At 47.2% G+C, this 20,991-nt stretch carries 22 protein-coding genes; 16 read left to right on the top strand and 6 right to left on the bottom strand.

The genetic code is table 11. The features are described 5' to 3' along the window. Nucleotides 1-35 precede the first annotated feature (35 nt). The 5 genes from rpiA to A7981_RS04590 all read left to right on the top strand — a co-directional run bounded on the left by rpiA (nt 36) and on the right by A7981_RS04590 (nt 4,195). On the top strand, nt 36-710 hold the full coding sequence (gene rpiA / locus A7981_RS04610; RefSeq protein WP_067264634.1) for a ribose-5-phosphate isomerase RpiA: 675 nt from the start codon (nt 36-38) through the stop codon (nt 708-710). A 45-nt stretch (nt 711-755) separates the two neighbouring features. Next, nucleotides 756-1,274: a DUF3617 domain-containing protein gene (locus A7981_RS04605; RefSeq protein ID WP_067264630.1), complete on the top strand. Its 519-nt coding sequence runs from the start codon at nt 756-758 to the stop codon at nt 1,272-1,274. Nucleotides 1,275-1,276: 2 nt separating this feature from the next. Continuing rightward, nucleotides 1,277-2,014, top strand: coding sequence for a pseudouridine synthase (locus A7981_RS04600; protein ID WP_067264627.1), 738 nt, complete (start codon nt 1,277-1,279; stop codon nt 2,012-2,014). A 122-nt stretch (nt 2,015-2,136) separates the two neighbouring features. After that, on the top strand, nt 2,137-3,588 hold the full coding sequence (locus tag A7981_RS04595) for a DEAD/DEAH box helicase (RefSeq protein WP_067264623.1): 1,452 nt from the start codon (nt 2,137-2,139) through the stop codon (nt 3,586-3,588). Between the two features lie 79 nt (nt 3,589-3,667). Next, the gene (locus A7981_RS04590) at nt 3,668-4,195 is read left to right on the top strand and encodes a lipocalin family protein (RefSeq protein ID WP_067264620.1); all 528 of its coding nucleotides are present in this window, start codon (nt 3,668-3,670) and stop codon (nt 4,193-4,195) included. Nucleotides 4,196-4,278: 83 nt separating this feature from the next. Here A7981_RS04590 and A7981_RS04585 read toward each other — a convergent pair whose 3' ends face one another. Both A7981_RS04585 and A7981_RS04580 read right to left on the bottom strand, forming a co-directional pair. Continuing rightward, a complete protein-coding gene (locus A7981_RS04585) occupies nt 4,279-4,794 on the bottom strand; it encodes a BON domain-containing protein (RefSeq protein ID WP_067264617.1) in 516 nt (171 codons plus the stop codon). Between the two features lie 159 nt (nt 4,795-4,953). Further along, nucleotides 4,954-6,348, bottom strand: coding sequence for a CHASE3 domain-containing protein (locus A7981_RS04580; RefSeq protein WP_067264613.1), 1,395 nt, complete (start codon nt 6,346-6,348; stop codon nt 4,954-4,956). Between the two features lie 129 nt (nt 6,349-6,477). Here A7981_RS04580 and A7981_RS04575 point away from each other — a divergent pair, with 129 nt between their 5' ends. From A7981_RS04575 to A7981_RS04555, 5 genes are all read left to right on the top strand, one after another. Beyond that, nucleotides 6,478-6,642 (top strand): DUF1328 domain-containing protein, encoded by a 165-nt coding sequence (locus tag A7981_RS04575; RefSeq protein WP_067264610.1) that lies wholly within the window; start codon nt 6,478-6,480, stop codon nt 6,640-6,642. 64 nt (nt 6,643-6,706) lie between these two features. Then, nucleotides 6,707-7,135, top strand: coding sequence for a hypothetical protein (locus tag A7981_RS04570; RefSeq protein WP_131800936.1), 429 nt, complete (start codon nt 6,707-6,709; stop codon nt 7,133-7,135). A gap of 64 nt (nt 7,136-7,199) precedes the next feature. Beyond that, nucleotides 7,200-7,757, top strand: a complete 558-nt coding sequence (locus tag A7981_RS04565) for a bacterioferritin (protein WP_067264604.1) — start codon at nt 7,200-7,202, stop codon at nt 7,755-7,757. A 66-nt stretch (nt 7,758-7,823) separates the two neighbouring features. Then, nucleotides 7,824-8,456 (top strand): response regulator transcription factor, encoded by a 633-nt coding sequence (locus A7981_RS04560; RefSeq protein WP_067264601.1) that lies wholly within the window; start codon nt 7,824-7,826, stop codon nt 8,454-8,456. 131 nt (nt 8,457-8,587) lie between these two features. Continuing rightward, nucleotides 8,588-8,989, top strand: coding sequence for a response regulator (locus tag A7981_RS04555; protein ID WP_254258500.1), 402 nt, complete (start codon nt 8,588-8,590; stop codon nt 8,987-8,989). An 82-nt stretch (nt 8,990-9,071) separates the two neighbouring features. On the opposite strand, the gene A7981_RS04550 is transcribed toward A7981_RS04555, so the two are convergent. From A7981_RS04550 to A7981_RS04535, 4 genes are all read right to left on the bottom strand, one after another. After that, nucleotides 9,072-11,228 (bottom strand): YgiQ family radical SAM protein, encoded by a 2,157-nt coding sequence (locus A7981_RS04550; protein WP_067266535.1) that lies wholly within the window; start codon nt 11,226-11,228, stop codon nt 9,072-9,074. A gap of 49 nt (nt 11,229-11,277) precedes the next feature. Further along, nucleotides 11,278-12,651, bottom strand: a complete 1,374-nt coding sequence (locus A7981_RS04545) for a multicopper oxidase family protein (protein ID WP_067264595.1) — start codon at nt 12,649-12,651, stop codon at nt 11,278-11,280. Further along, complete coding sequence (locus A7981_RS04540) at nt 12,651-14,042, bottom strand: TolC family protein (RefSeq protein WP_254258499.1); 1,392 nt, start codon at nt 14,040-14,042, stop codon at nt 12,651-12,653. The genes A7981_RS04545 and A7981_RS04540 overlap by 1 nt, the downstream gene beginning before the upstream one ends. Before the next feature lie 85 nt (nt 14,043-14,127). Continuing rightward, nucleotides 14,128-14,502: a hypothetical protein gene (locus tag A7981_RS04535; RefSeq protein WP_131800935.1), complete on the bottom strand. Its 375-nt coding sequence runs from the start codon at nt 14,500-14,502 to the stop codon at nt 14,128-14,130. Nucleotides 14,503-14,599: 97 nt separating this feature from the next. Between A7981_RS04535 and aat the strand changes: the two genes are divergently transcribed. The 6 genes from aat to rpsA all read left to right on the top strand — a co-directional run bounded on the left by aat (nt 14,600) and on the right by rpsA (nt 20,982). Then, nucleotides 14,600-15,295: a leucyl/phenylalanyl-tRNA--protein transferase gene (gene aat / locus A7981_RS04530; RefSeq protein WP_067264585.1), complete on the top strand. Its 696-nt coding sequence runs from the start codon at nt 14,600-14,602 to the stop codon at nt 15,293-15,295. Then, a complete protein-coding gene (locus tag A7981_RS04525) occupies nt 15,292-16,026 on the top strand; it encodes an arginyltransferase (protein WP_067264582.1) in 735 nt (244 codons plus the stop codon). The genes aat and A7981_RS04525 overlap by 4 nt, the downstream gene beginning before the upstream one ends. 239 nt (nt 16,027-16,265) lie before the next feature. Next, a complete protein-coding gene (locus A7981_RS04520; RefSeq protein WP_067264579.1) occupies nt 16,266-17,156 on the top strand; it encodes a prephenate dehydrogenase/arogenate dehydrogenase family protein in 891 nt (296 codons plus the stop codon). Further along, a complete protein-coding gene (gene aroA, locus A7981_RS04515) occupies nt 17,157-18,449 on the top strand; it encodes a 3-phosphoshikimate 1-carboxyvinyltransferase (protein ID WP_067264575.1) in 1,293 nt (430 codons plus the stop codon). A gap of 34 nt (nt 18,450-18,483) precedes the next feature. After that, complete coding sequence (cmk, locus tag A7981_RS04510) at nt 18,484-19,164, top strand: (d)CMP kinase (protein ID WP_067264573.1); 681 nt, start codon at nt 18,484-18,486, stop codon at nt 19,162-19,164. Nucleotides 19,165-19,266: 102 nt separating this feature from the next. Then, complete coding sequence (rpsA, locus tag A7981_RS04505) at nt 19,267-20,982, top strand: 30S ribosomal protein S1 (protein WP_067264570.1); 1,716 nt, start codon at nt 19,267-19,269, stop codon at nt 20,980-20,982. Nucleotides 20,983-20,991 lie beyond the last annotated feature (9 nt).

Genomic DNA, 20,991 nt, shown 5'->3' with positions numbered 1-20,991 from the left:
TGTAACCGTATTTTAACTTAATTCGAGAATTCCCCATGAGTGATAAAGCACTTGTCGCCTCTCATGCGGCAAATCTGGTAGAAAATGGCATGATTGTTGGCCTTGGCACAGGTTCGACAGCCAATTTTTTTATCGAAGCGCTAGCCAAAAGACATGCTGAAGGTTTGAATGTCACCACAGTTGCAAGCTCTTATATCAGCGCAATCAAAGCAAAAGAAGCAGGCTTGCCATTAATTGCGATTGAACAATTAACAGAACTAGACCTCTATGTAGATGGTGCAGATGAAGTGTCACCTGATTTAGCGTTGCTTAAAGGTCGGGGCTCTGACCTTGTGCGCGAAAAGCTGTTGGCCACGGCAAGTAAGCAATTCATCGTGCTTGTTGATGAAAGTAAACTGGTCAACCGCATAGGTGAACAATATCCGATTCCCATTGAAGTGATGCCTTTTGCCTGGCAATTAGTGAAGCAACATTTGGCAAACGTGGGCGCAACCGGAACGTTACGCCCCAATGCCAGTAAGGATGGCCTTGCGATGACATCACATGGTAGCTTAGTGCTGGAAATGGTGTTTGATGCTTCATTACCACCTGCAGAACTGAATCACCTCTTGAATAATACACCGGGTGTTGTCGAGCATGGCCTCTTCTACAAATTGGCTAGCACCGTGTTTATCGTGCACGATGGCAAGATAGAAACACGACATGCCTGATTTTTTAAATTAATCAATGCAATAGACCTACCTTAAAGGATTTTCATGAAAAATAAAGTGTTAGCGACCATTGCCCTCTGCATCATAGGCTTCACCCCCATAAGCCACGCTGCTGAGGGCATCAAACCCGGACAATGGGAAACGACTATCAAGACGAATATCAAAGGCATGCCTGCGATCCCAGCTGAACAACTTGAGCAAATGAAGAATATGGGCATAGAAGTGCCATTCGGCGACAAACCCATGGTAACGCAACAATGTATCACCCCAGAACAGGCAAAACTCGACAAACCGATTGAACTGCCAAAAACTGAGGATAACTGCAAGATCAGTAATTACAAACGTGCTGGCAACAAGATCAGCGGCGATATGTTGTGTTCAGGTGATTTAAGCGCTACTGGCAAGTTCGAGATGACCGTGTTCAGCGATTCATACTATCAGGGTACATGGTCGATGCGCGGCATGGTAAAAGGTGCACCGCCAATGGATCAAACAACCGAGATGAGTGGAAAGTGGCTCAAAGCAAAGTGTGATGCCAATGTCCCCACTTACGGTAAGCAATAGATATGCAGCTTGAACGTATTTTGCACTCTCAGGGATTCGGCTCCCGCAAAAACTGCCGCGTGATCGTTCGTCATGGAGAAGTCACGGTGAATGGCGAGGTATGTGATTTCCCTTTTACCGAATTTGACACGCACAATCTGGAATTCACGGTACGCGGCGAAGCATGGCAATACCGCGAAAAATCCTACCTGATGATGCACAAACCGGCGCATTATGAATGCTCCCACAAGCCACAGCATCATCCGAGCATTTTTAGCTTGCTTCCTCCGCAACTTTTGGAGCGAGGCGTGCAATGCATAGGCAGGCTGGATGAAGATACTACGGGCTTGTTACTGCTGTCGGATGATGGGCAATTTATTCACCGCATGAGTTCACCCAAGCACAAAGTACCTAAAGTCTATGAAGTCACCACCAAACACGCAGTAGATAGCCAGCAGATTGAAACACTTTTGCAAGGCGTGCAATTAGCAGATGAGCCGTTACCTATTGCGGCACTGGCCTGTGAGCAAATCAGCGATCAGATTATTCATATGACCCTCGCTGAAGGTAAATACCACCAAGTGAAGCGCATGGTCGCCGCAGTGAGCAATCGTGTCGAGGCTTTAAAACGCATTAAAATTGGTGGGCTTGACCTGCCGGATGACCTGGCACCCGGAGAGTGGCGCTGGCTGGACGAATCGGCACTTAAGCTATTGAATCAGAAACAGTCATTATCAACACCCATTGAAATTAACGTATAATCAGGCCTGTTTGTGGCTCAACCAATCTACATAAACATCCCTCTTCTAGATCAAATCACTATACCCGACAGCCTTGATTGGTGTTATGCAATGCATAGCAGGCCGTTGCAGGAGTTCCCAGCTTGTCCGATACCATTAGCTTTACCAACTTAGGCTTAGCCGAGCCCATCCTTCGTGCCATTGCAGATGCAGGCTATACTACCCCCACTCCGATCCAGCTACAGGCGATCCCACAAGTCCTGAATGGCGGTGACTTGCTGGCAGGTGCCCAGACAGGCACTGGAAAGACCGCAGGTTTTACCCTGCCCTTACTGCATTTGCTGCATACAAAACCAGCAAAAGGCCAAGCGGGAAAACCACGCTGCCTTATTTTAACACCGACCCGCGAACTAGCGGCGCAAGTGGAAGAGTCTGTACAGACCTACGGTAAATACCTCCTCCTTACATCAACGGTGATGTTTGGTGGCGTAGGGATTAATCCGCAAATCTCACGTTTGAAAAAACCTTTAGATATCTTAGTGGCAACACCTGGACGCTTGCTAGATCATGCAAACCAGAAGACCGTCGACCTTTCAAATATCGAAATATTGGTGTTGGATGAAGCCGACAGAATGCTGGATATGGGATTCATTCGCGATATCAAAAAGATATTGGCGCTATTGCCAGCAAAACGGCAGAACCTATTATTTTCAGCGACATTTTCTGACGAGATCAAAGCACTGTCTGATGGCCTGCTCCATAACCCCGGTTTTGTTGAGGTTGCACGACGAAACACCGCATCTGAGCTGGTCGAGCAAACTGTCTACCTTGTGACGCAGAGCCAAAAACGCGATCTGGTTAGCTTTCTGATCAAGCAAAATGCATGGAAGCAGGTATTGATATTTACGCGCACTAAACATGGCGCAAACCGTTTAGCTGAAAAACTGGTTAAAGACGGTATCGCCGCAGCCGCGATCCATGGCAATAAAAGCCAAGGGGCACGCACCAAAGCACTTGCACAGTTTAAGGATGGTTCAATGCCTGTGCTGGTTGCTACCGATATCGCCGCACGCGGCTTGGATATCGATCAGTTACCGCAAGTCGTGAATTTTGAATTGCCAAATGTGCCAGAAGACTATGTCCACAGAATCGGGCGTACAGGCCGCGCTGGCAGTTCAGGTGCAGCAGTGTCGTTGGTGGATGATGAAGAACTGAAGCTGCTAAAAGCGATTGAACGCCTGATCAAGCGCGAAATACCACGAGCCGAAATAACCGGATTCGTACCGCCAGCCAAACCCGATGTAGAAGAACCACGCCCACCTAGGCCATCCAGACATCCGCAGCAAAAGAACAGACAACCCCAGACATCACGCACGCAACAGCCACAAGGTAAAAATCCGGCAAGGTCAGGTCATCCGCAACAGCAAAAAACCGGAAAACCAGCCCAAAATAATCATCCAAACCAGAACAACAAAGGCCAGAATAAAAAACCGCAAGACAATAACGGTAAGCCTTTGTCCGAGGCTGCACGCCATCAATCGATGCCGCAGAGCCCTCTATTTGCCCCTAAACCCGTAAAACGCAATTTCAGGTAGTTTACAAGCACCAACAAATGCACTGATGAACTTGATCAGCGTGCAAGTGGTCACAAAGTAGAATAATGAGGGCGTGTATATGATAAAGACCAGCGTACTACTTCTTTTGTCTACTCTGCTGACTGCATGCTTGGGTGTACCAGAAGGTATTCAAACCGTTCAGCATGTCAAAGCAGAGCAATATCTTGGTACTTGGTATGAGATAGCCAGAATGGATCACTCGTTTGAACGCGGCCTGATTAAAGTCACTGCGGACTATAGCCTGCGAGATGATGGTGGCATTAAGGTGATCAATAAGGGCTTTGACCCTAAGACGCAAAAATGGAATGAAGCGGAAGGCAAAGCCTATTTCGTCGATCCACAGAATCAGGATGGATCGTACTCCGGAAAATTAAAAGTCTCTTTCTTCGGCCCATTTTATGGCGCGTACAATATTCTGGTCATCGGTAAAGATTATCAATATGCGCTTGTATGCGGGCCAGACCGCTCTTATTTATGGATACTCTCTCGAACACCCACCCTGCCTAAAGATACTCAGGATGCATTAATCAATCAAGCCAAGCTATTGGGATTCGATACCAAGACATTAATACAGGTACAACAATGATAAAAGCACCGCAATAAAAACCGCATACCTGTTACGGTATGCGGTTAGCTAGCTACAACATTGAAGAAGTCCTGAAAAACAAATTAGCCTTTTACGACTAGGTCATTCTTTACAGATACCACACCTTCAGTTGATTTAGCGATTTTACCAGCAAGTGTGATTTGATCTTTGTGATCAACAAACCCGCTTAGCTGTACCACGCCCTTATGTGTCTCAACACTGACTTCTAAACCATCAAAGCCTTGTTGTTTCAAGATGCTTGCTTTCACTTTAGAAGTAATCACGCTGTCATTCACTACACGTTTAACTTCTTTATTTTGTGATTGTGATTTGAAATCAGCATATTCGCTATTATCTAAAGTGCCATCATTGTCGATATCGGCTTTCGCAAAGTTAGCCTTGGTGAATAATGGATCTTTAGCCGCTTCTGTTTTAGTCAAAGTGCCATCACTATCTACATCCAGCTTTTTAAAATTCTCTACTGCGGGTGGCTGATTGATGTCTTCTGATCGCGCCATAGACACAGAACTTACACCTGCTACACCTACCGCGAACACTACTGCAACTGAAAGTGCTTTAAGATTAAATTGAGTTTTCATTGTTTATTCTCCTATTTATTAATATGAAACAGAACGATTAAATTTCTTCTCGTTTTGTAGTGCAGCTATATTAATCAACAGGGGAGTATTAAACAGTCGGACAGAGAACGATTCGGATGTAAGCGTCAACCTACAACCGAATCATGCAAAAGTAATCAGTTATTTGTTATCTAATGGCAAGAGCGCGCGCGTGGTCATGCCCTCACCCACCGCACTTGTGATATCGAGATGACCACCAATGGCCTTTACGCGATTGCGCATGCCCGATAAGCCATGGCGTGTTGCATCGATCGTTTGCATATCGACCCCGATACCATTGTCCTGAATATCGATTTTCAGGTAATTCAGTTCTATCAGCATATGCACAGAGACCTTCGTGGCTTGTGCATACTTACTGGCATTATTCAGAGACTCCTGCACTACACGATAGGCAATCAAGTCGATAGTCTCACTCAGCACGACACTTTCTTCGGGTAGCATCACATCCATCTCCCAATGATTCCGCTCCGCACTATCTTCGATCAAAGATTTTAATGCCGGCCAAAAACCAAAAGTAGTGATCATGGAAGGATGAAGGTCTTGTACGACCTGACGCTTGAACTGTATGCCTTGATCCAGATAACCAATGGTCTTACGTAATTTTTCTACGATCTCTGGTGCCGTATCCTTACATTTGCGGATAACCCAATTCACATCCATTTTGGTCGCAGTCAAGATAGAGCCAAGCTCATCGTGCAATTCACGGGCAAGCTTCTGCCTTTCACGCTCCACATCGCCCTGATTACCTAGCGCGAGTATCTTAAGTTGTCGCGTACTTTCATGAAGCTGATCTTCATAGATCTTACAATCTTGTGCCAGTTGTTGACGCAGTTGATCCCGCGTGACCATCTCGATTAGAAGCTGCCTGATCACCACAATAACCAGCAAAAGCAACATCACCGCACTACCTATGACTGCAATGCGAATAAGCAATAAACTGGTTTTACGCTCATTTAATAAAATCGTTAAAGCATCGTTATGTTTATCCAGCAGCACTTGCGTGTACTGCATAAACTTGCTCATCTCACTAAGACCCTGATCAAGATCAACAATACGCTTTGCTTCTTCCGTACTACCTGCCTTTGTCAGACTCAACGTCATTTTCATTTCTGCAGCTTTAGCCTCTAGGCTTGCCGAAATGGCATCCAGCCAATCCAGATCACTTTGTTTTTTCAGGACTAGATTGGATTGCCGCTCATTCTGAATCTTTTTGATATTTGCCCGGGCACCGTCAATCGCATCGTTGAAAGGTGCAATATACAATTCACGCCCGGTAAGCAGATAGCCACGCTGCGCACTCTCTGCACGATGCACATTCGTACGCAACTGATAAATCGTCGCAATGTTATCGCGGATATGTGAAATCGCGTCGCCCTGCTTACCCATGGAAACGATCCATCCATCAGTAAACATAACCGCAATAATAGAAAGCGCCATCGCGGCAGTAAGCGTAGCGATGATGCGCCCACCTAAGCGCTTAATAATTTCATCGATCCAAAAAAGAATTTTCTTCATATTCCCTAACGTTTACATATTGTCAGCGCGCTCCGACATAGCTTTCAGCGATACCCCACTCATCTGTTCTGGGTATTCAGCATAAAGTGTGAGACATCAACAACTCAGTCAATAACTGAAAGGCTCATCATGCTGCACTACTCAATCGTATTTTTTGTGATTGCGCTTATCGCCGCTTTCTTTGGTTTCTCAGGGATCGCAGCAAGCGCAGCCGGGATCGCCAAGATCCTGTTCTTTATATTTTTGATTATTACAGTCATTTCACTTTTACTCGGAGTATTTAACGCCAAGTAACTAAAATTTCAAGCATCACAAGATGAATTCTAAAGAATTTTTCGTTATTTTTAAGGAGCATAGCATGTTTAATACCGCAAAATCAGATGTTAAAGAAAACGCCGAAGAACTGATCGATACAGCAAAAGACAATGTGAAAGAAATATCACGAGATGCAAAAAAATCGGTGACGCAACTAAGCAAAAAAGTAAAGAGCAAGTCTCTTGATACCAAAGAAGATGCTTTGGCACTACTTTCAAGTATTAGAGCCATTCTAGATGCAGAAGACATACCAGCAAAAGCAAATGAGCTGACTGATGATCTCGTTGATCAAGCTACTGAATGGAAAGATGTCGTACAAAAAGAACTGGTACACGCGTTTAAAGTTAGCAAGACAAGTACTGAACGACTGATTAGAAAACGCTCGTTTCTCGCGTTGTCAGTGGCTGTAGTTGCAGGTGTGGCTATTGGCTACCTGCTTGCGCCAAGCGCAAAAGAAGAAGCGACTGAATAGCCAGTTGATGCTCATCCGAGGATGAGCATCAACGCTGCTGTAAAGACTAATAAAAGGAAAAATCATGCAAAACCTAAATAAGCTGCATACGGTTGATGAAGCATTCAAGATTGATATTGAAACCATTAGAAATAATGCCCGCAAAAATGTAGAAGATGGTGCCCAAACAGCGGGTTATCGGGGTGACCGCGAAGCAGTGATCGAGCAGCTGAATGCTGCCCTTGCTACTGAGATAGTCTGTAGCCTGCGATATAAACGTCATTATTTCACAGCCACAGGCATAAACTCTGAGGCCATTGCTAATGAATTCAATGTACATGCGCAAGAAGAACAAGCCCATGCTGACGAAATTGCTGCCCGTATCGTACAGCTTGGCGGTGAACCTGATTTTTCACCGGATGGTTTAGTGAGTCGGAGTCATGCAGATTACATCCCTTGCTTGGATCTTAAAGACATGATCAAGGAAAACCTGATTGCTGAGCGTATTGCCATCGATGCTTATCATGAATTGATCTTGCACATTGGCGATAAGGACCCTACTACCCGCAGGATGCTTGAAGGGATTCTTGCTGTTGAAGAAGAGCATGCAGACGAATTATCAGACTGGCTAAAACGTTCATAATGCCCAATTGAGTTAACTAAGCGCACAAAATGTTTATACTGTTATTTTTTACACTCAAAAAGCGCTATGAAAAAAATACTGTTAGTTGACGATCATAGTATCGTCCGCCAAGGTTTAAAGAATCTGATTGAGCTGGAAGCTGACCTTGAAGTGACTGGTGAGGCGGGTTCAGGAATAGAAGCGATCAAGCTAGTTCGGGCACAGGCATTCGACATTATCGTAATGGATATTTCAATGCCGGATAAGAATGGTGTAGATACGCTACGCGACCTGAAGCACGTAGCCCCGGATTTGCCAGTATTGATGCTAAGCGGTTATGCAGAAGAGCAATATGCGTTGAACCTCATTCGTAGCGGTTGCAAAGGGTATCTTTCCAAAGACGCAGAGCCGGAAGAGATCATCACTGCGATTCGTGCGATTGCAAACGGTAAGCGTTATATCTCGGCTGTTTTAGCAGAGTTAATGACCAATGAGATCACGCAACCTCATGATAAGTTACTGCATGAAACATTATCAGAAAGAGAGTTTCAGGTATTTTTCAAGCTTGCGAGCGGTCGCAGTGCAACAGAAATAGCCGAAGAGTTATTTATTAGCATCAAAACTGTGAGCACATATAGAACACGCATTCTTGAAAAAATGAGTTTAAAAACAAATGCAGACCTAACATATTATGCAATCAAGAATGCATTGATTACATAATCTTGTAGGACTTTGTAGGACAAAACCTGATAGGTCGAGAAAGGGGAAAGAATCATAATAGAAAGGTAGAGTTATTTAAAGTGCAACCAGTCTTTGAAAGCGCATCACCCTCAAATAGATCGTCGTGGACGATGAATACTCAATCAATGAAAGCATTGTTGGTTGAAGATTCGTTCCTGTTACGCGAAGCGATCATGGAAACCCTTTCCTCTTGTAACGGGCTGGCATTTGAAGCCGTCGCAGCCACACAAAATGAAGCCGTTGCCTTATTGCATGAGCGCGCATTCGATATACTCATCGTAGACATTGAATTAGCCCAAGGGAATGGTTTTGAAGTAATCCGTGAAACACTGAAAGATGATTTCCCTTTCGCGAAACCGCTGTCGATTATCTTCACCAATCATGCGCATACCCAATATCGCCAGTTAGCTAAAGCGCTGGGCGTACAGCATTTCTTCGATAAATCAATGGATTTTGATCTTGCTATCGACACCATAGAGGCAGAGACACAGAAATTCATGGCATCTAAATAGTCTGCTTATCAGGCTGATGATTGACCAGTAAGTATCATCAAAAAAATCCCGGAAAACTTAAGCAACCTCTAAAAAACACCAATTAAGACGGGTTACGCCTCGCGCGATGGCTACTCGGTAATGGCTTACGTTTGAATGCCGCATTTCTAGCTTCAACCGGCTTCGGTAACGGTTGCCATGCAGGGATCAAATGTTTCTTGCCATTACCTATCAAATCCTCACGCCCCATGTGCTTCAATGCTTCACGCAACATCGGCCAATTATTGGGGTCATGGTAGCGGATAAAGGCTTTATGTAAGCGACGCACACTGCCCGCTTTAGGAATGGGGACATCATCACTGTCTGCCGTCACTTTACGCAACGGATTCTTGCCGGAGTGATACATCGCGGTCGCCATCGCCATTGGCGTTGGTGTAAAGGTCTGCACTTGATCCAACTTGAAATCGTATTTTTTTAGCCAAAGCGCAAGGTTCAGCATGTCTTCATCTGTCGTGCCAGGGTGTGCCGCGATAAAGTAAGGGATGAGATATTGCTCTTTACCCGCCTCTTTGGAGAAGCGCTCGAACATCTCCTTGAACTTATCGTAGGCATCCATCCCCGGCTTCATCATCTTGGAAAGCACGTTTTCTTCAGAATGCTCAGGCGCGATCTTCAAATAACCGCCCACATGATGCTGCACTAGCTCTTTGACGTACTCTGGCGAGGTCACGGCCAAATCATAGCGCAGGCCAGAACCCACCAGTATCTTCTTCACCCCTTTGATACTACGTGCCTTACGGTAAAGCTGTATCAATGATGAGTGATCTGTATTGAGGTTCTCGCAGATACCAGGATACACGCACGAAAGCTTGCGGCATGAGGTCTCGATGGCCTCTGACTTGCAGGCCATGCGGTACATATTGGCTGTGGGGCCGCCAAGATCAGAAATCACCCCGGTAAAACCCTCGACCTTATCGCGAATCTCTTCCACTTCGCGCAAGATGGATTCTTCTGAACGGCTTTGGATAATGCGGCCTTCATGCTCGGTGATCGAACAAAATGTACAGCCGCCGAAGCAGCCACGCATGATATTCACCGAGAAACGTATCATGTCCCACGCAGGAATTTTATTGCCTTGATAAGCCGGATGCGGGTTACGCGCATACGGCAAGTCGTATACGTAATCCATCTCTTTAGTCGTCAGTGGTATCGGCGGCGGATTCAACCAGACTTCGCGGTCACCATGTCGCTGCACTAATGCGCGTGCATTACCGGGGTTTGCTTCCAGATGGAGTACGCGTGAAGCATGTGCATACAATACCGGGTCTTTAGCCACCTCTTCATAGGCTGGCAGGCGTACGACCTGCCTTGAGCGATCCGCCTTAACTTTCCTGACGATGGTAATAGGTTTTACAGTAGGGTCTTCAGCTTTGGCAGCGGCATTGGCTGCTGTGGAAGCACAGGATTCGCCTGTTTTTTCCATGGCGGGTTCCATCGCATAAGGGTCGATGGGGGCATCAATCGTGCCCGGCCTATCCAGATTAGTGGAGGCGATCTCCTGCCAACCTTCAGGTAATCCCTTGCGCAGATAAGCTGTACCACGGATGTCAGTGATCTCGCTAATCCTCTCGCCCTTGGCGATGCGATGGCTCAACTCGACCAATGCACGCTCGGCATTGCCATAAAGCAGGATATCCGCTTTGGAATCCATCAAGACGGAACGGCGTACCTTGTCAGACCAGTAATCATAATGTGCGATACGACGCAGGCTAGCCTCGATACTGCCAATTACCAAAGGCACATCAGGAAATGCTTCGCGGCAACGCTGCGAATAGACCAATATCGCACGGTCAGGCCGTTTTCCGCCTTCAGCATTGGGTGTATAAGCATCGTCAGAACGTATCTTGCGATCAGCCGTATAGCGGTTGACCATAGAATCCATATTGCCCGCGGTGACCCCGAAATAAAGATTAGGCTTGCCCAAAGTTTTGAATGCATTCGCAGATTGCCAATCCGGCTGGGCGATGATGCCTACACGGAAACCTTGCGCTTCAAGCAGACGCCCAACCAAAGCCATGCCAAAGCTTGGATGATCGATATAGGCATCGCCTGTCACGAGGATGATGTCGCAGCTATCCCAACCGAGCGCATCCATCTCGGCGCGGCTCATCGGCAGCATCGAGGACGCACCAAAGCGTTTCGCCCAATAAGGGCGATAGCTATTGATCGGTTTAGCAAGCATTCCGCTGTATTGTTCCATGGCGCGCATTTTACTCTGTAATCGATTGATTACGAAGCGATACCTGATATTAATGCGCGTGGTTCATAGGCTTAAGCACATTCATCTCCATATCGCCCATCGGCTCGGGTGTTTTTTCCCGTTGTATATCGGGCTCCTCTCCGTGTAACTCATAGGCGACTTTACCTGCAGGATGCTGATAAGCGCCGGGATCTTTGTAATCATCTTTTGCAAGTGATTCGCGCACTTTCACAGTGGTGAACATGCCGCCCATATCAATCGGGCCAAACTGCCCCTGGCCACCCATCATCGGCAAGGTGTTCTCTGGCAAGGGCATCATGCCTGCCATCTCAGCCATATCCCCCGAACCGCTTTTCCCCATCGCCATATAATCAGGGACAAGATGAGTGATCTTATCAAGCAGGTCACTTTGGTCGACACCGAGCATATTGGGTAATTGGTGGCCCATCGCATTCATCGTGTGGTGGCTCTTATGACAATGGAATGCCCAGTCGCCCGGCGCATCAGCAATGAACTCTATCGCCCGCATCTGTCCCACCGCAATGTCAGTGGTCACCTCCGGCCAGCGTGCACTTTTAGGCACCCATCCGCCATCAGTGCCTGTCACCTCGAACTCATGCCCATGCAGGTGAATGGGATGATTGGTCATCGTCAGGTTACCAACCCGAATGCGCACCCTTTCCCCCTTGCGTGCCACCATGGGCGCAATCCCGGGAAAGGCACGGCTATTGAATGTCCATAGATTAAAATCGAGCATGGTACTGGTCTTCGGTGTGTAACTACCGGGGTCGATATCGTAGCTGTTTAGAAGAAACACATAATCCCGATCAACCGGCATGAACTTGGGATTCTTGGGATGCGTTACCCAGAAACCCATCAGCCCCATGGCCATCTGCATCATCTCATCCGCATGCGGGTGATACATAAAAGTACCGGGGCGCTTGGCTTCAAATTCATATACATAAGTCTTGCCCGGGGCGATTGCCGGTTGCGTCAATCCGGCAATGCCATCCATTCCATTAGGCAAGCGCTGCCCATGCCAGTGAATGGTCGTCGCTTCAGGCAGACGATTGGTCACATACATGCGCACCTTGTCCCCCTCCACTACTTCGATGGTTGGGCCAGGGCTCTGCCCGTTATAGCCCCAAAGATTGGCCTTCATGCCCGGCGCTATCTCGCGTACGACAGGCTCGGCGACCAAATGGAATTCTTTTACCCCATTACTCATGCGCCAGGGCAATGTCCAACCATTGAGGGTGACAACCGGATGATAAGGGCGACCACTCAAGGGAGATAAAGGCGATTGCGTATCAGCAGTATTCGTCGATACGATCTCCGGCAAGGCTGCCATGGCGACTTTACTGACAGCACTGGCTGCAACGGCAGCGCCCGCTAATTTGAAAAAATCACGACGTGAGGTCATTATTGCGCTTCCTTTTCATTGCTTGCGATACTGCCTATCAAGGACATCTGCAAATCACTTTGCGCGATCCAGAAATCACGCAGTGATTGGATATATTGGTTGACGCTGGAGATTTGTGTACGCGCATCGGCAAGCAGGTCGAAAACACTCACCAGCATGCCGTTGTAACGCAACTGGTTCTCCGCAGATATCGTCTTCTTTAAAGGCACGATCTCATCACGATAATGCTTGGTGATATCGTAATGTGTACGGTAAATGGCATAGGATTGCCGAACCTCGGACTGCGCATTGACTACCTGTTGTGCTGCCGAATTCAACGCCTGCATATAGCGCGCTTCTGCTTTGGCTACGCGTGCTTCACCCCAATCGAAAAGCGGCAGCTCAAAGGCGATTTCAACCCCATTTTTGTATGGTTCGCTGCGCCCCCCCTCCAAAACGCGTGCAGGCCCAAGCTCCAGCACATTGATAAATCTGGTAGTTCTGGTCAGGCCAAGCGCCTTGGCTAATCGGTCAGTCTCCATACGCACTATCTGCAAGTCCAGCCGCTGCTGCATCGCTTCTTTCTCAGCATCCGGCAACGCATCCGGCTGCTGGGGTAAATCCGGCAAGCGTTCAGCGAGTACAAAATCACGTTGATCGCCAGACAAGCTCAACAACCTCACCAGTTGCTCGCGTGAAATAGTTTGTGCATTTTTCGCATGGCTATACTCGAGCATTGCTTCAGCGTAAAACCCCTGCTCCCTGGCACGATCAAGCTGACTCCAATTGCCTGCGATCGTCATGCGGTTCGCCAGTTCGGCACTTGCTTCTGCCGCCACCTTCACCTGCGTCATATAACGTAGTGACTCATTCGCCGAAACTGCCTGCACCCAAGCGATACGTACCTCTCGCGCCAGCCTTAACACATCCTGCGCGACCTCTTTTTGCGTTAATTCAAAACGTTGCTGCTCTATCGCTTTGGCTTTCGGCATGGTCAACAGGGAGAATATATTGAAAGTTAAGGCCTGTTCTATCTTGTAATCACCACTATTACGGGCATAAAGCATGGCGAAACGCGGATTAGGCAAACGACCGGCCTGAACCAGATCAGCCTGACTGATGCCTAGATCATAAAAAGAGGCGCGCAGGCGTTTATTGTTTAACAAGGCGACTTCAACAGCGGCATCGATATCCAATGGCTTGCTCATCAGAATATCGATGCGTTTACCTAAATCATCTTCTGCGGCGGCCGTCTTTGGCCATTCAATATCTCGACCTGTTTGCTGCTTCACAGTAGCCTTGACTGAATCAAAGCCATTGCCCTGACTGAAATCACTACATGCGTTCAGAAAAAATGAAATCAGTAGGCAAAGAGCTACCCTTATATATCGATTATTCATTGCGTTATGCATGAAAATCTCCATCACTTAAATACAAAACGAATATCAAAACACTTGCCATAGGCATCAAGCACCTATAGCAAATTGTGAGGTAAAACTAAGCGGATAGAATGGATATGGGGGGCCGCTGGAGCGTTGGGGTGGCAGGAGAACTATAGAGCACATCGTGCATCACGATACTGAGGGCATCGGGTATCACAGGTGTATGGGTAGAGATATCTACAGGCAACATATTCAGGCATGCAAGACAATCATGGCAATAGCCGGAATGATGCTGGTCTGTATCATGGTGAGGCATTTGCGTGTCGTGCATCATGCCGTCCATGTGCATAGCTACCTCATGATGTGCATGCGCATCCACTGCCGTTTTTGCAGCAGTCATCATCGTGCCCGCGTAAACGCTATTGGCAACGAAGATCGTCATTAACACAAAGATAAATGCGCGCATTAGACGCATGGATATGAATTGCATGGAATGATTGAATCACAAAGTATAAACTCAAGTAAAGGCCTAACTAGTAAAGCTATAAAAGTAAGTTCAAAGCCACAAACAATAAAGGCATGATGCAGTGAGTAACTATTACTATCAGCTACCGGGTGGGCGGGTGACCGCGCTAGATGCACACTCGCACTTTCCGCCACTTGATGCGGCACTCATAGAACCAAATGGTCTGATCGCCATCGGTGGAGAACTCTCACCCGAACGTCTGCTTGAGGCCTATAGGCGCGGGATATTCCCTTGGTTCAGTGCAGATGAACCCGTCATGTGGTGGAGCCCCAATCCACGCATGGTGCTGTTCCCGGACGAACTCAAGATATCGCACTCACTGGCAAAGACGCTGAAAAAGAACAATTACGAAGTCCGCTTTAACACTGCATTCCGTGAAGTCATGCAAGCCTGCGCTGAAACGGCACGATTAGGTCAGGATGGTACGTGGATCACCCCTGACATCATCAATGGCTATGAAGCGCTCCATAACATGGGCTACGCCATCAGTGTCGAGACATGGATAAATGGCGAATTGGCAGGCGGCTTGTATGGCGTCACGCTAGGTAAGATGTTTTATGGTGAATCCATGTTTCACCGAAAAACCGATGCCTCCAAGATCGCATTCGTCCACTTGGTCAACTATTTAAAAGCGCAAGATTTCCGCATGATAGATTGCCAAATGAAGACAACCCATTTAGCATCATTAGGTGCGCGGGAAATCTCAAGAGATGATTTCTCACAAAGACTCTCAAGACTGGTCAACGTAAGCTCATGACATTACCGAACGACATACCTTTAGCCAAGTTACAGTTCTATGTGACGACACCTTATAGCTGTGGTTATCTACCAGTGCAGCTGGCACAATCACTCATCGCTTCCCCTCAACACCTTGTTGACGCACCAACTTATAACGGATTGATCCAGTTAGGATTCCGGCGTAGCGGTAAATTCGTATACCGCCCGCATTGTGAGTTATGTAACGCTTGCATTCCCGTACGTCTGCCCGTGAAAGACTTCAAGCCCACACGCAGCCAACGGCGTGCATTTAAGCAACACCAGAGCCTCACTGCTACGATTATCCCGCTGACTTTTAACGAAGAGCATTTCGCGCTTTACTCTGCCTACCAGATCGCCCGTCATGATGGTGCAAAAGATCATGAAACGGCTGAGCAATACCGCAATTTTCTCGTGCAAAGCAATGTTGAAAGCATGATGGCTGAATTCCGCCTAGATGGCGACCTTAAAATGGTCAGCGTGCTCGATATCGTTGGCGATGGCATCTCGGCTGTTTACACGTTTTACGATGCCAGCGATGCGCATGCAAGCTACGGTACCTATAATGTCATGTGGTTAACCGAATGGTGCAAGGCGAATAATTTCGATTATCTCTATCTCGGTTACTGGATCAAGGAAAGCGCCAAGATGGCATACAAGCAGAAATTCGTGCCGCAAGAGGCGTTAATAGACACTGAATGGGTACCTATAGCACTTACCAAGCTGCTTTAAGCATCAAAATCCCAAGCATTCAATCTCCATCACTTGAAATTACATTTCAATCATAGATTGAACTTTTCAGATAATAATGAATCTCATTCAATGTCATCTCCAAAGCAATCGGCGTTCTAGCTTGCAAACCCAAGTTTGGAACGCCGCTCTTGCTTCCCTGATTCATCCTTCCAGCTTAAGTATAAGTTCGACATGCTATAATCCGGCTTTATATTCCAGTCACAAAGCACGGCTATCAATTGAATAAACTGGTCATTTTCGGGGTTGGTCTAATTGGCGGTTCACTCGCCCTCGCGCTCAAACGCAAACACCCTACATTGCATATAACAGGCGTGGATCGGAATCATAAGAGTCTGGATGAAGCGATTGAGCTAGGCGTCATTGATAGCGCAGAATCCCATATTGAAACTGCATTGGCTGATGCAGATATGATCGTGATAGCAACACCGGTAGCGCAAACGGCCAGCATACTTGCCTCTATAGCCACTCACCTTACCCCCAACACCATTGTTACCGATGCTGGCAGCACAAAGTCTGATGTAGTTGCATATGCAGGCGCGCTTGGTAAAAAAATCAGCCAATTCGTGCCCGGGCACCCGATTGCAGGCGCAGAAAAAAGTGGTGTATCGTCAGCCAAAGCCGATCTTTTTGATGGCAAGAATGTAGTGCTGACCCCCATCGATAGCACCAGTGAGCTTGCCTTGGAAAAAGTGCGCAAACTCTGGCACGATGCAGGCGCATTGATTAACGAAATGTCAGCGCAGCAACATGACAGTATTTTTGCTGCTGTGAGCCACCTGCCCCATCTGCTTGCCTTTGCCCTAGTAGAAGATTTAGCCGAACGCCCCGACGCAAAACAGTTCTTCGATTTTGCTGCTAGCGGCTTTCGTGACTTCACAAGAATCGCAGGCAGCTCGCCTGAAATGTGGCGCGATATCAGCATTGCAAATCGTGCGGCCCTCATGACTGAGCTTACTACATACCAGCAACAACTAAGCAATATCCAAACGCTTTTACAAGAAAACAACGGCGCCGAGTTGCAAGCGCTATTTGAGCGCGCAAGCACTGTACGCAATACATGGGCTGAAAACAAAAAAATAGCAGCCCAGAGAAGCAGCGAAACAGAATAAATGGAAACACTTGTACTAAAAGCAGCTACAAAAGCAGGAGGAAATGTCGTTCTTCCCGGGTCAAAAAGCATATCCAACCGTACCTTATTACTCGCGGCACTGTCTGATGGCATCACTGATATCCATGACCTCCTAGCCTCCGATGACACCGAACGCATGCTGGAAGCGCTACAAGCACTAGGTGTTAGCTTAGAAAAAACAGGCGCAAATGGCTGGATAGTCCAAGGCACTGGCGGCAACTTCCCAAACAAACAGGCCGATATCTTTTTAGGGAATGCAGGCACGGCCTTCCGCCCGCTCACTGCGGCCCTGGCCTTTTCCAACGGACATTACACTCTTTCAGGCGTTCCTCGCATGCATGAACGCCCCATCGGCGATCTCGTCGATGCACTAAGGCTGGCTGGCGCAGATATTGAGTATTTAGGAGCACCCGGTTTTCCACCGTTGAAGGTATCTCCAGCTAAAATAAAGGCCACCCCCACAGTACAAGTCAAAGGTAATGTCTCCAGCCAATTCCTCACCGCCTTATTGATGGCTGCGCCCTTGACCAAGCAAGACTTTAGGATTGAAGTCATCGGCGAATTGATATCAAAACCTTATATTGAGATCACTCTGAACCTGATGGCAAAATTCGGCGTTCAAGTAGAGCGCGAGGGCTGGCAAAGATTTTTCATCCGTGGGAATAGTCATTACCAAACCCCAGGAAAAGTTTTTGTTGAAGGCGATGCATCTTCAGCTTCTTATTTTCTAGCTGCGGGCGCTATTGGCGCTGGCCCTGTACGCGTACAAGGGATCACTAAAGATAGTATTCAAGGCGATATCAGGTTTACAGAAGCCTTAACGGCAATGGGTGGGCGCATTAGCTGGGAAAATAACTGGATAGAGTCCAGCGCGCCAACAAATGGCAAACTTAAAGCATTGAATATGGATTGTAACCATATACCAGATGCCGCAATGACTTTGGCGGTAGCGGCGCTATTCGCTGATGGCACGACCACTTTACGTAATATCGCCAGTTGGCGCGTCAAAGAAACAGACCGATTGACAGCCATGGCAACTGAATTACGAAAAGTCGGTGCTACCGTTGAAGAAGGTGCCGATTACATCACCATTACGCCCCCAGAAAAATTGACGCCCAATGCTGTGATTGACACTTACGATGACCATCGCATGGCGATGTGCTTTTCGCTGGTTTCACTCGGCGGCGTGCCCATCACCATCAATGATCCCGGTTGCGTTGCCAAAACCTTCCCTGATTACTTCGAGCGATTCTCCTCTATCATTCAAAGTTAATCATTAATAACCACTTATCATTAAGTAAAAGAACTTGAAATCTACCAACTATCAATCCATTCCTGTCATTGCGATCGATGGCCCATCCGCATCGGGCAAAGGCACAGTGGCTCAACTTGTGGCTGAAAAGCTGGGCTACCACTACCTCGATTCAGGCGCGCTTTACCGTATCGTTGCACTGGCAGCACTAGCGGCGAATATCGATTGGGCAAATGCAGTGGAATTAGGCAAGATGGTACCTAGCCTGAATATCCAGTTCGAGGATGGAAATATCTATTTGAATGGCCAAGATGTCAGTGACGATGTACGCACTGAAAAAATGGGGAAAGGTGCGTCAGAGGTCGCCGTACATCCCGCAGTCAGGCATGCCCTGGTTGGTTTACAACATAGCTTTCGCAAAGCACCGGGGCTCGTTGCAGATGGCCGGGATATGGCAACGGTGATATTCCCTGATGCCACCACCAAAATATTCCTAACAGCAACAGCTGAGATTCGCGCTGAAAGGCGATATAAGCAGTTGATGTCAAAAGGAATCCATGCTAATCTAGCGGATATTCTGTCAGATTTGCAATCACGTGATGTCAGGGACCAGCAACGGCTGGTAGCGCCTTTGCAGCAAGCTGAAGATGCCGAGTTGCTTGAAACGAGTAATCTTAGCATAGCGCAAGCAGTCGAAACCGTACTGTCTTACGCAGAAAAATCCCTGAATAAATAGTATTAGTTGTAGTAGTAATCAATATAGCGCCGTGAGCTTCACGAGTTCATGGCTTTTTTAATTTTTCCCACTGCACGGTGGGCACTTTAGGTAATTTATTTAATGGCTAATCTTTCAACCAACACAACCTCCTCTACCGGCGAAAGCTTTGCAGCACTTTTTGAAGAAAGCTTGGCGCGTCAAGAAATGCGCTCTGGTGAAGTTATCACCGCCGAAGTAATCTCGATTGACGACGACTTTGTTATCGTTAACGCAGGACTTAAGTCCGAAAGCATCATCCCTACTACCGAATTCCATAATGATCGCGGTGAACTTGAAGTTAGCGTTGGCGACTTCGTTCAAGTTGCGATCGAAACACTTGAAGATGGCTACGGCTCAACCAAGCTTTCCCGTGAGAAAGCGAAACGTCTGGCTGCATGGCTTGATCTTGAAAATGCGATGAATGAGGCTCGCATCATCAAGGGTATGGTCAATGGTCGCGTTAAGGGTGGCTTGACTGTAATGGTTAACAGCATCCGCGCTTTCCTTCCTGGTTCATTGGTTGATCTACGCCCAGTAAAAGATACAACGCCATTCGAAAACAAAGAATGGGATTTCAAAGTTATCAAGCTTGATCGCAAGCGTAACAACGTTGTGGTTTCACGCCGTGCTGTTCTTGAAGAGAACATGGGTGCAGACCGCGAAGCATTGCTTGGCTCATTGAAAGAAGGCGCTATCGTTAAGGGTATCGTCAAGAACATCACCGACTACGGCGCATTCGTTGACCTCGGTGGTATCGATGGCTTGCTACACATCACTGACTTGGCATGGCGTCGCGTTAAGCACCCATCAGAAGTGCTTACAGTTGGTGAAGAAGTTGAAGCTAAGATTCTTAAGTTCGATCAAGACAAAAACCGTGTTTCATTAGGTATCAAACAACTTGGTGATGACCCATGGGTTGCATTGACACGCCGTTACCCAGTGAGCACACGCCTGTTCGGTAAAGTCACTAACTTGACCGACTACGGCGCATTCGTTGAAATCGAACCAGGTATCGAAGGTTTGGTTCACGTTTCTGAAATGGATTGGACAAACAAGAACGTTCATCCAGCTAAGATCGCGCAATTAGGTGATGAAGTTGAAGTCATGATCCTTGAGATCGACGAAGACCGCCGCCGCCTCTCATTGGGCATGAAACAATGCCAAGCTAACCCATGGGATGATTTCTCAGCCACCCACAAAAAGGGTGACAAAGTTAGCGGCCAGATCAAATCAATCACTGACTTCGGTGTATTCATCGGCTTGCCAGGTGGCATTGATGGTTTGGTTCATTTATCTGACCTCTCATGGAACCAGACTGGCGAAGAAGCGATTCGCAACTTCAAGAAGGGTGATGAAGTTGAAGCATTGGTACTTAGCATCGATGTTGAGAAAGAGCGTATCTCTCTTGGCGTTAAGCAAATGGACAATGACCCATTCGGTGCTTACACAACAGTGAATGATAAAGGTGCAATCGTTAAGGGTACCGTTAAGTCTGTTGAAGCTAAGGGCGCTGTGATTACTCTGGATGGCGAAGTTGAAGGTTACGTCCGTGCTGCTGATATCTCACGCGAAAAAATCGAAGATGCAACAACTGCACTTAAAGTAGGTGACGAAATCGAAGCACGCATCACTAACGTTGATCGTAAGACGCGTGCAATTACTCTGTCGATCAAAGCCAAAGATATTGCTGAAGAAGCAGATGCAGTACAAAAATACAGCAATGACGCTGGCACAGCTGGTACCACTAATCTGGGCGCTCTGCTAAAAGCTAAACTTGACGGCAAAAACAACGAGTAAGGCGATTAG

The organism is Methylovorus sp. MM2 (genome assembly GCF_001648895.1).
Taxonomy (GTDB): Bacteria; Pseudomonadota; Gammaproteobacteria; order Burkholderiales; family Methylophilaceae; genus MM1.
Note: the sequence above shows the minus strand (reverse complement) of the source record. Positions and strands in the feature narration are given on the sequence as shown.

Bases quoted from the DNA above. Each gene is read 5' to 3' on its own strand.
- A7981_RS04590 (WP_067264620.1), top strand. From the start codon at position 3,668: ATGATAAAGACCAGCGTACTACTTCTTTTGTCTACTCTGCTGACTGCA.
- A7981_RS04565 (WP_067264604.1), top strand. From the start codon at position 7,200: ATGCAAAACCTAAATAAGCTGCATACGGTTGATGAAGCATTCAAGATT.
- A7981_RS04545 (WP_067264595.1), bottom strand. From the start codon at position 12,651: ATGACCTCACGTCGTGATTTTTTCAAATTAGCGGGCGCTGCCGTTGCA.
- A7981_RS04570 (WP_131800936.1), top strand. From the start codon at position 6,707: ATGTTTAATACCGCAAAATCAGATGTTAAAGAAAACGCCGAAGAACTG.
- A7981_RS04540 (WP_254258499.1), bottom strand. From the start codon at position 14,042: ATGCATAACGCAATGAATAATCGATATATAAGGGTAGCTCTTTGCCTA.
- A7981_RS04585 (WP_067264617.1), bottom strand. From the start codon at position 4,794: ATGAAAACTCAATTTAATCTTAAAGCACTTTCAGTTGCAGTAGTGTTC.
- A7981_RS04580 (WP_067264613.1), bottom strand. From the start codon at position 6,348: ATGAAGAAAATTCTTTTTTGGATCGATGAAATTATTAAGCGCTTAGGT.
- A7981_RS04550 (WP_067266535.1), bottom strand. From the start codon at position 11,228: ATGGAACAATACAGCGGAATGCTTGCTAAACCGATCAATAGCTATCGC.
- A7981_RS04535 (WP_131800935.1), bottom strand. From the start codon at position 14,502: ATGCAATTCATATCCATGCGTCTAATGCGCGCATTTATCTTTGTGTTA.
- aroA (WP_067264575.1), top strand. From the start codon at position 17,157: ATGGAAACACTTGTACTAAAAGCAGCTACAAAAGCAGGAGGAAATGTC.
- A7981_RS04560 (WP_067264601.1), top strand. From the start codon at position 7,824: ATGAAAAAAATACTGTTAGTTGACGATCATAGTATCGTCCGCCAAGGT.
- A7981_RS04525 (WP_067264582.1), top strand. From the start codon at position 15,292: ATGACATTACCGAACGACATACCTTTAGCCAAGTTACAGTTCTATGTG.
- rpsA (WP_067264570.1), top strand. From the start codon at position 19,267: ATGGCTAATCTTTCAACCAACACAACCTCCTCTACCGGCGAAAGCTTT.
- A7981_RS04605 (WP_067264630.1), top strand. From the start codon at position 756: ATGAAAAATAAAGTGTTAGCGACCATTGCCCTCTGCATCATAGGCTTC.
- A7981_RS04555 (WP_254258500.1), top strand. From the start codon at position 8,588: ATGAATACTCAATCAATGAAAGCATTGTTGGTTGAAGATTCGTTCCTG.
- rpiA (WP_067264634.1), top strand. From the start codon at position 36: ATGAGTGATAAAGCACTTGTCGCCTCTCATGCGGCAAATCTGGTAGAA.
- A7981_RS04600 (WP_067264627.1), top strand. From the start codon at position 1,277: ATGCAGCTTGAACGTATTTTGCACTCTCAGGGATTCGGCTCCCGCAAA.
- A7981_RS04575 (WP_067264610.1), top strand. From the start codon at position 6,478: ATGCTGCACTACTCAATCGTATTTTTTGTGATTGCGCTTATCGCCGCT.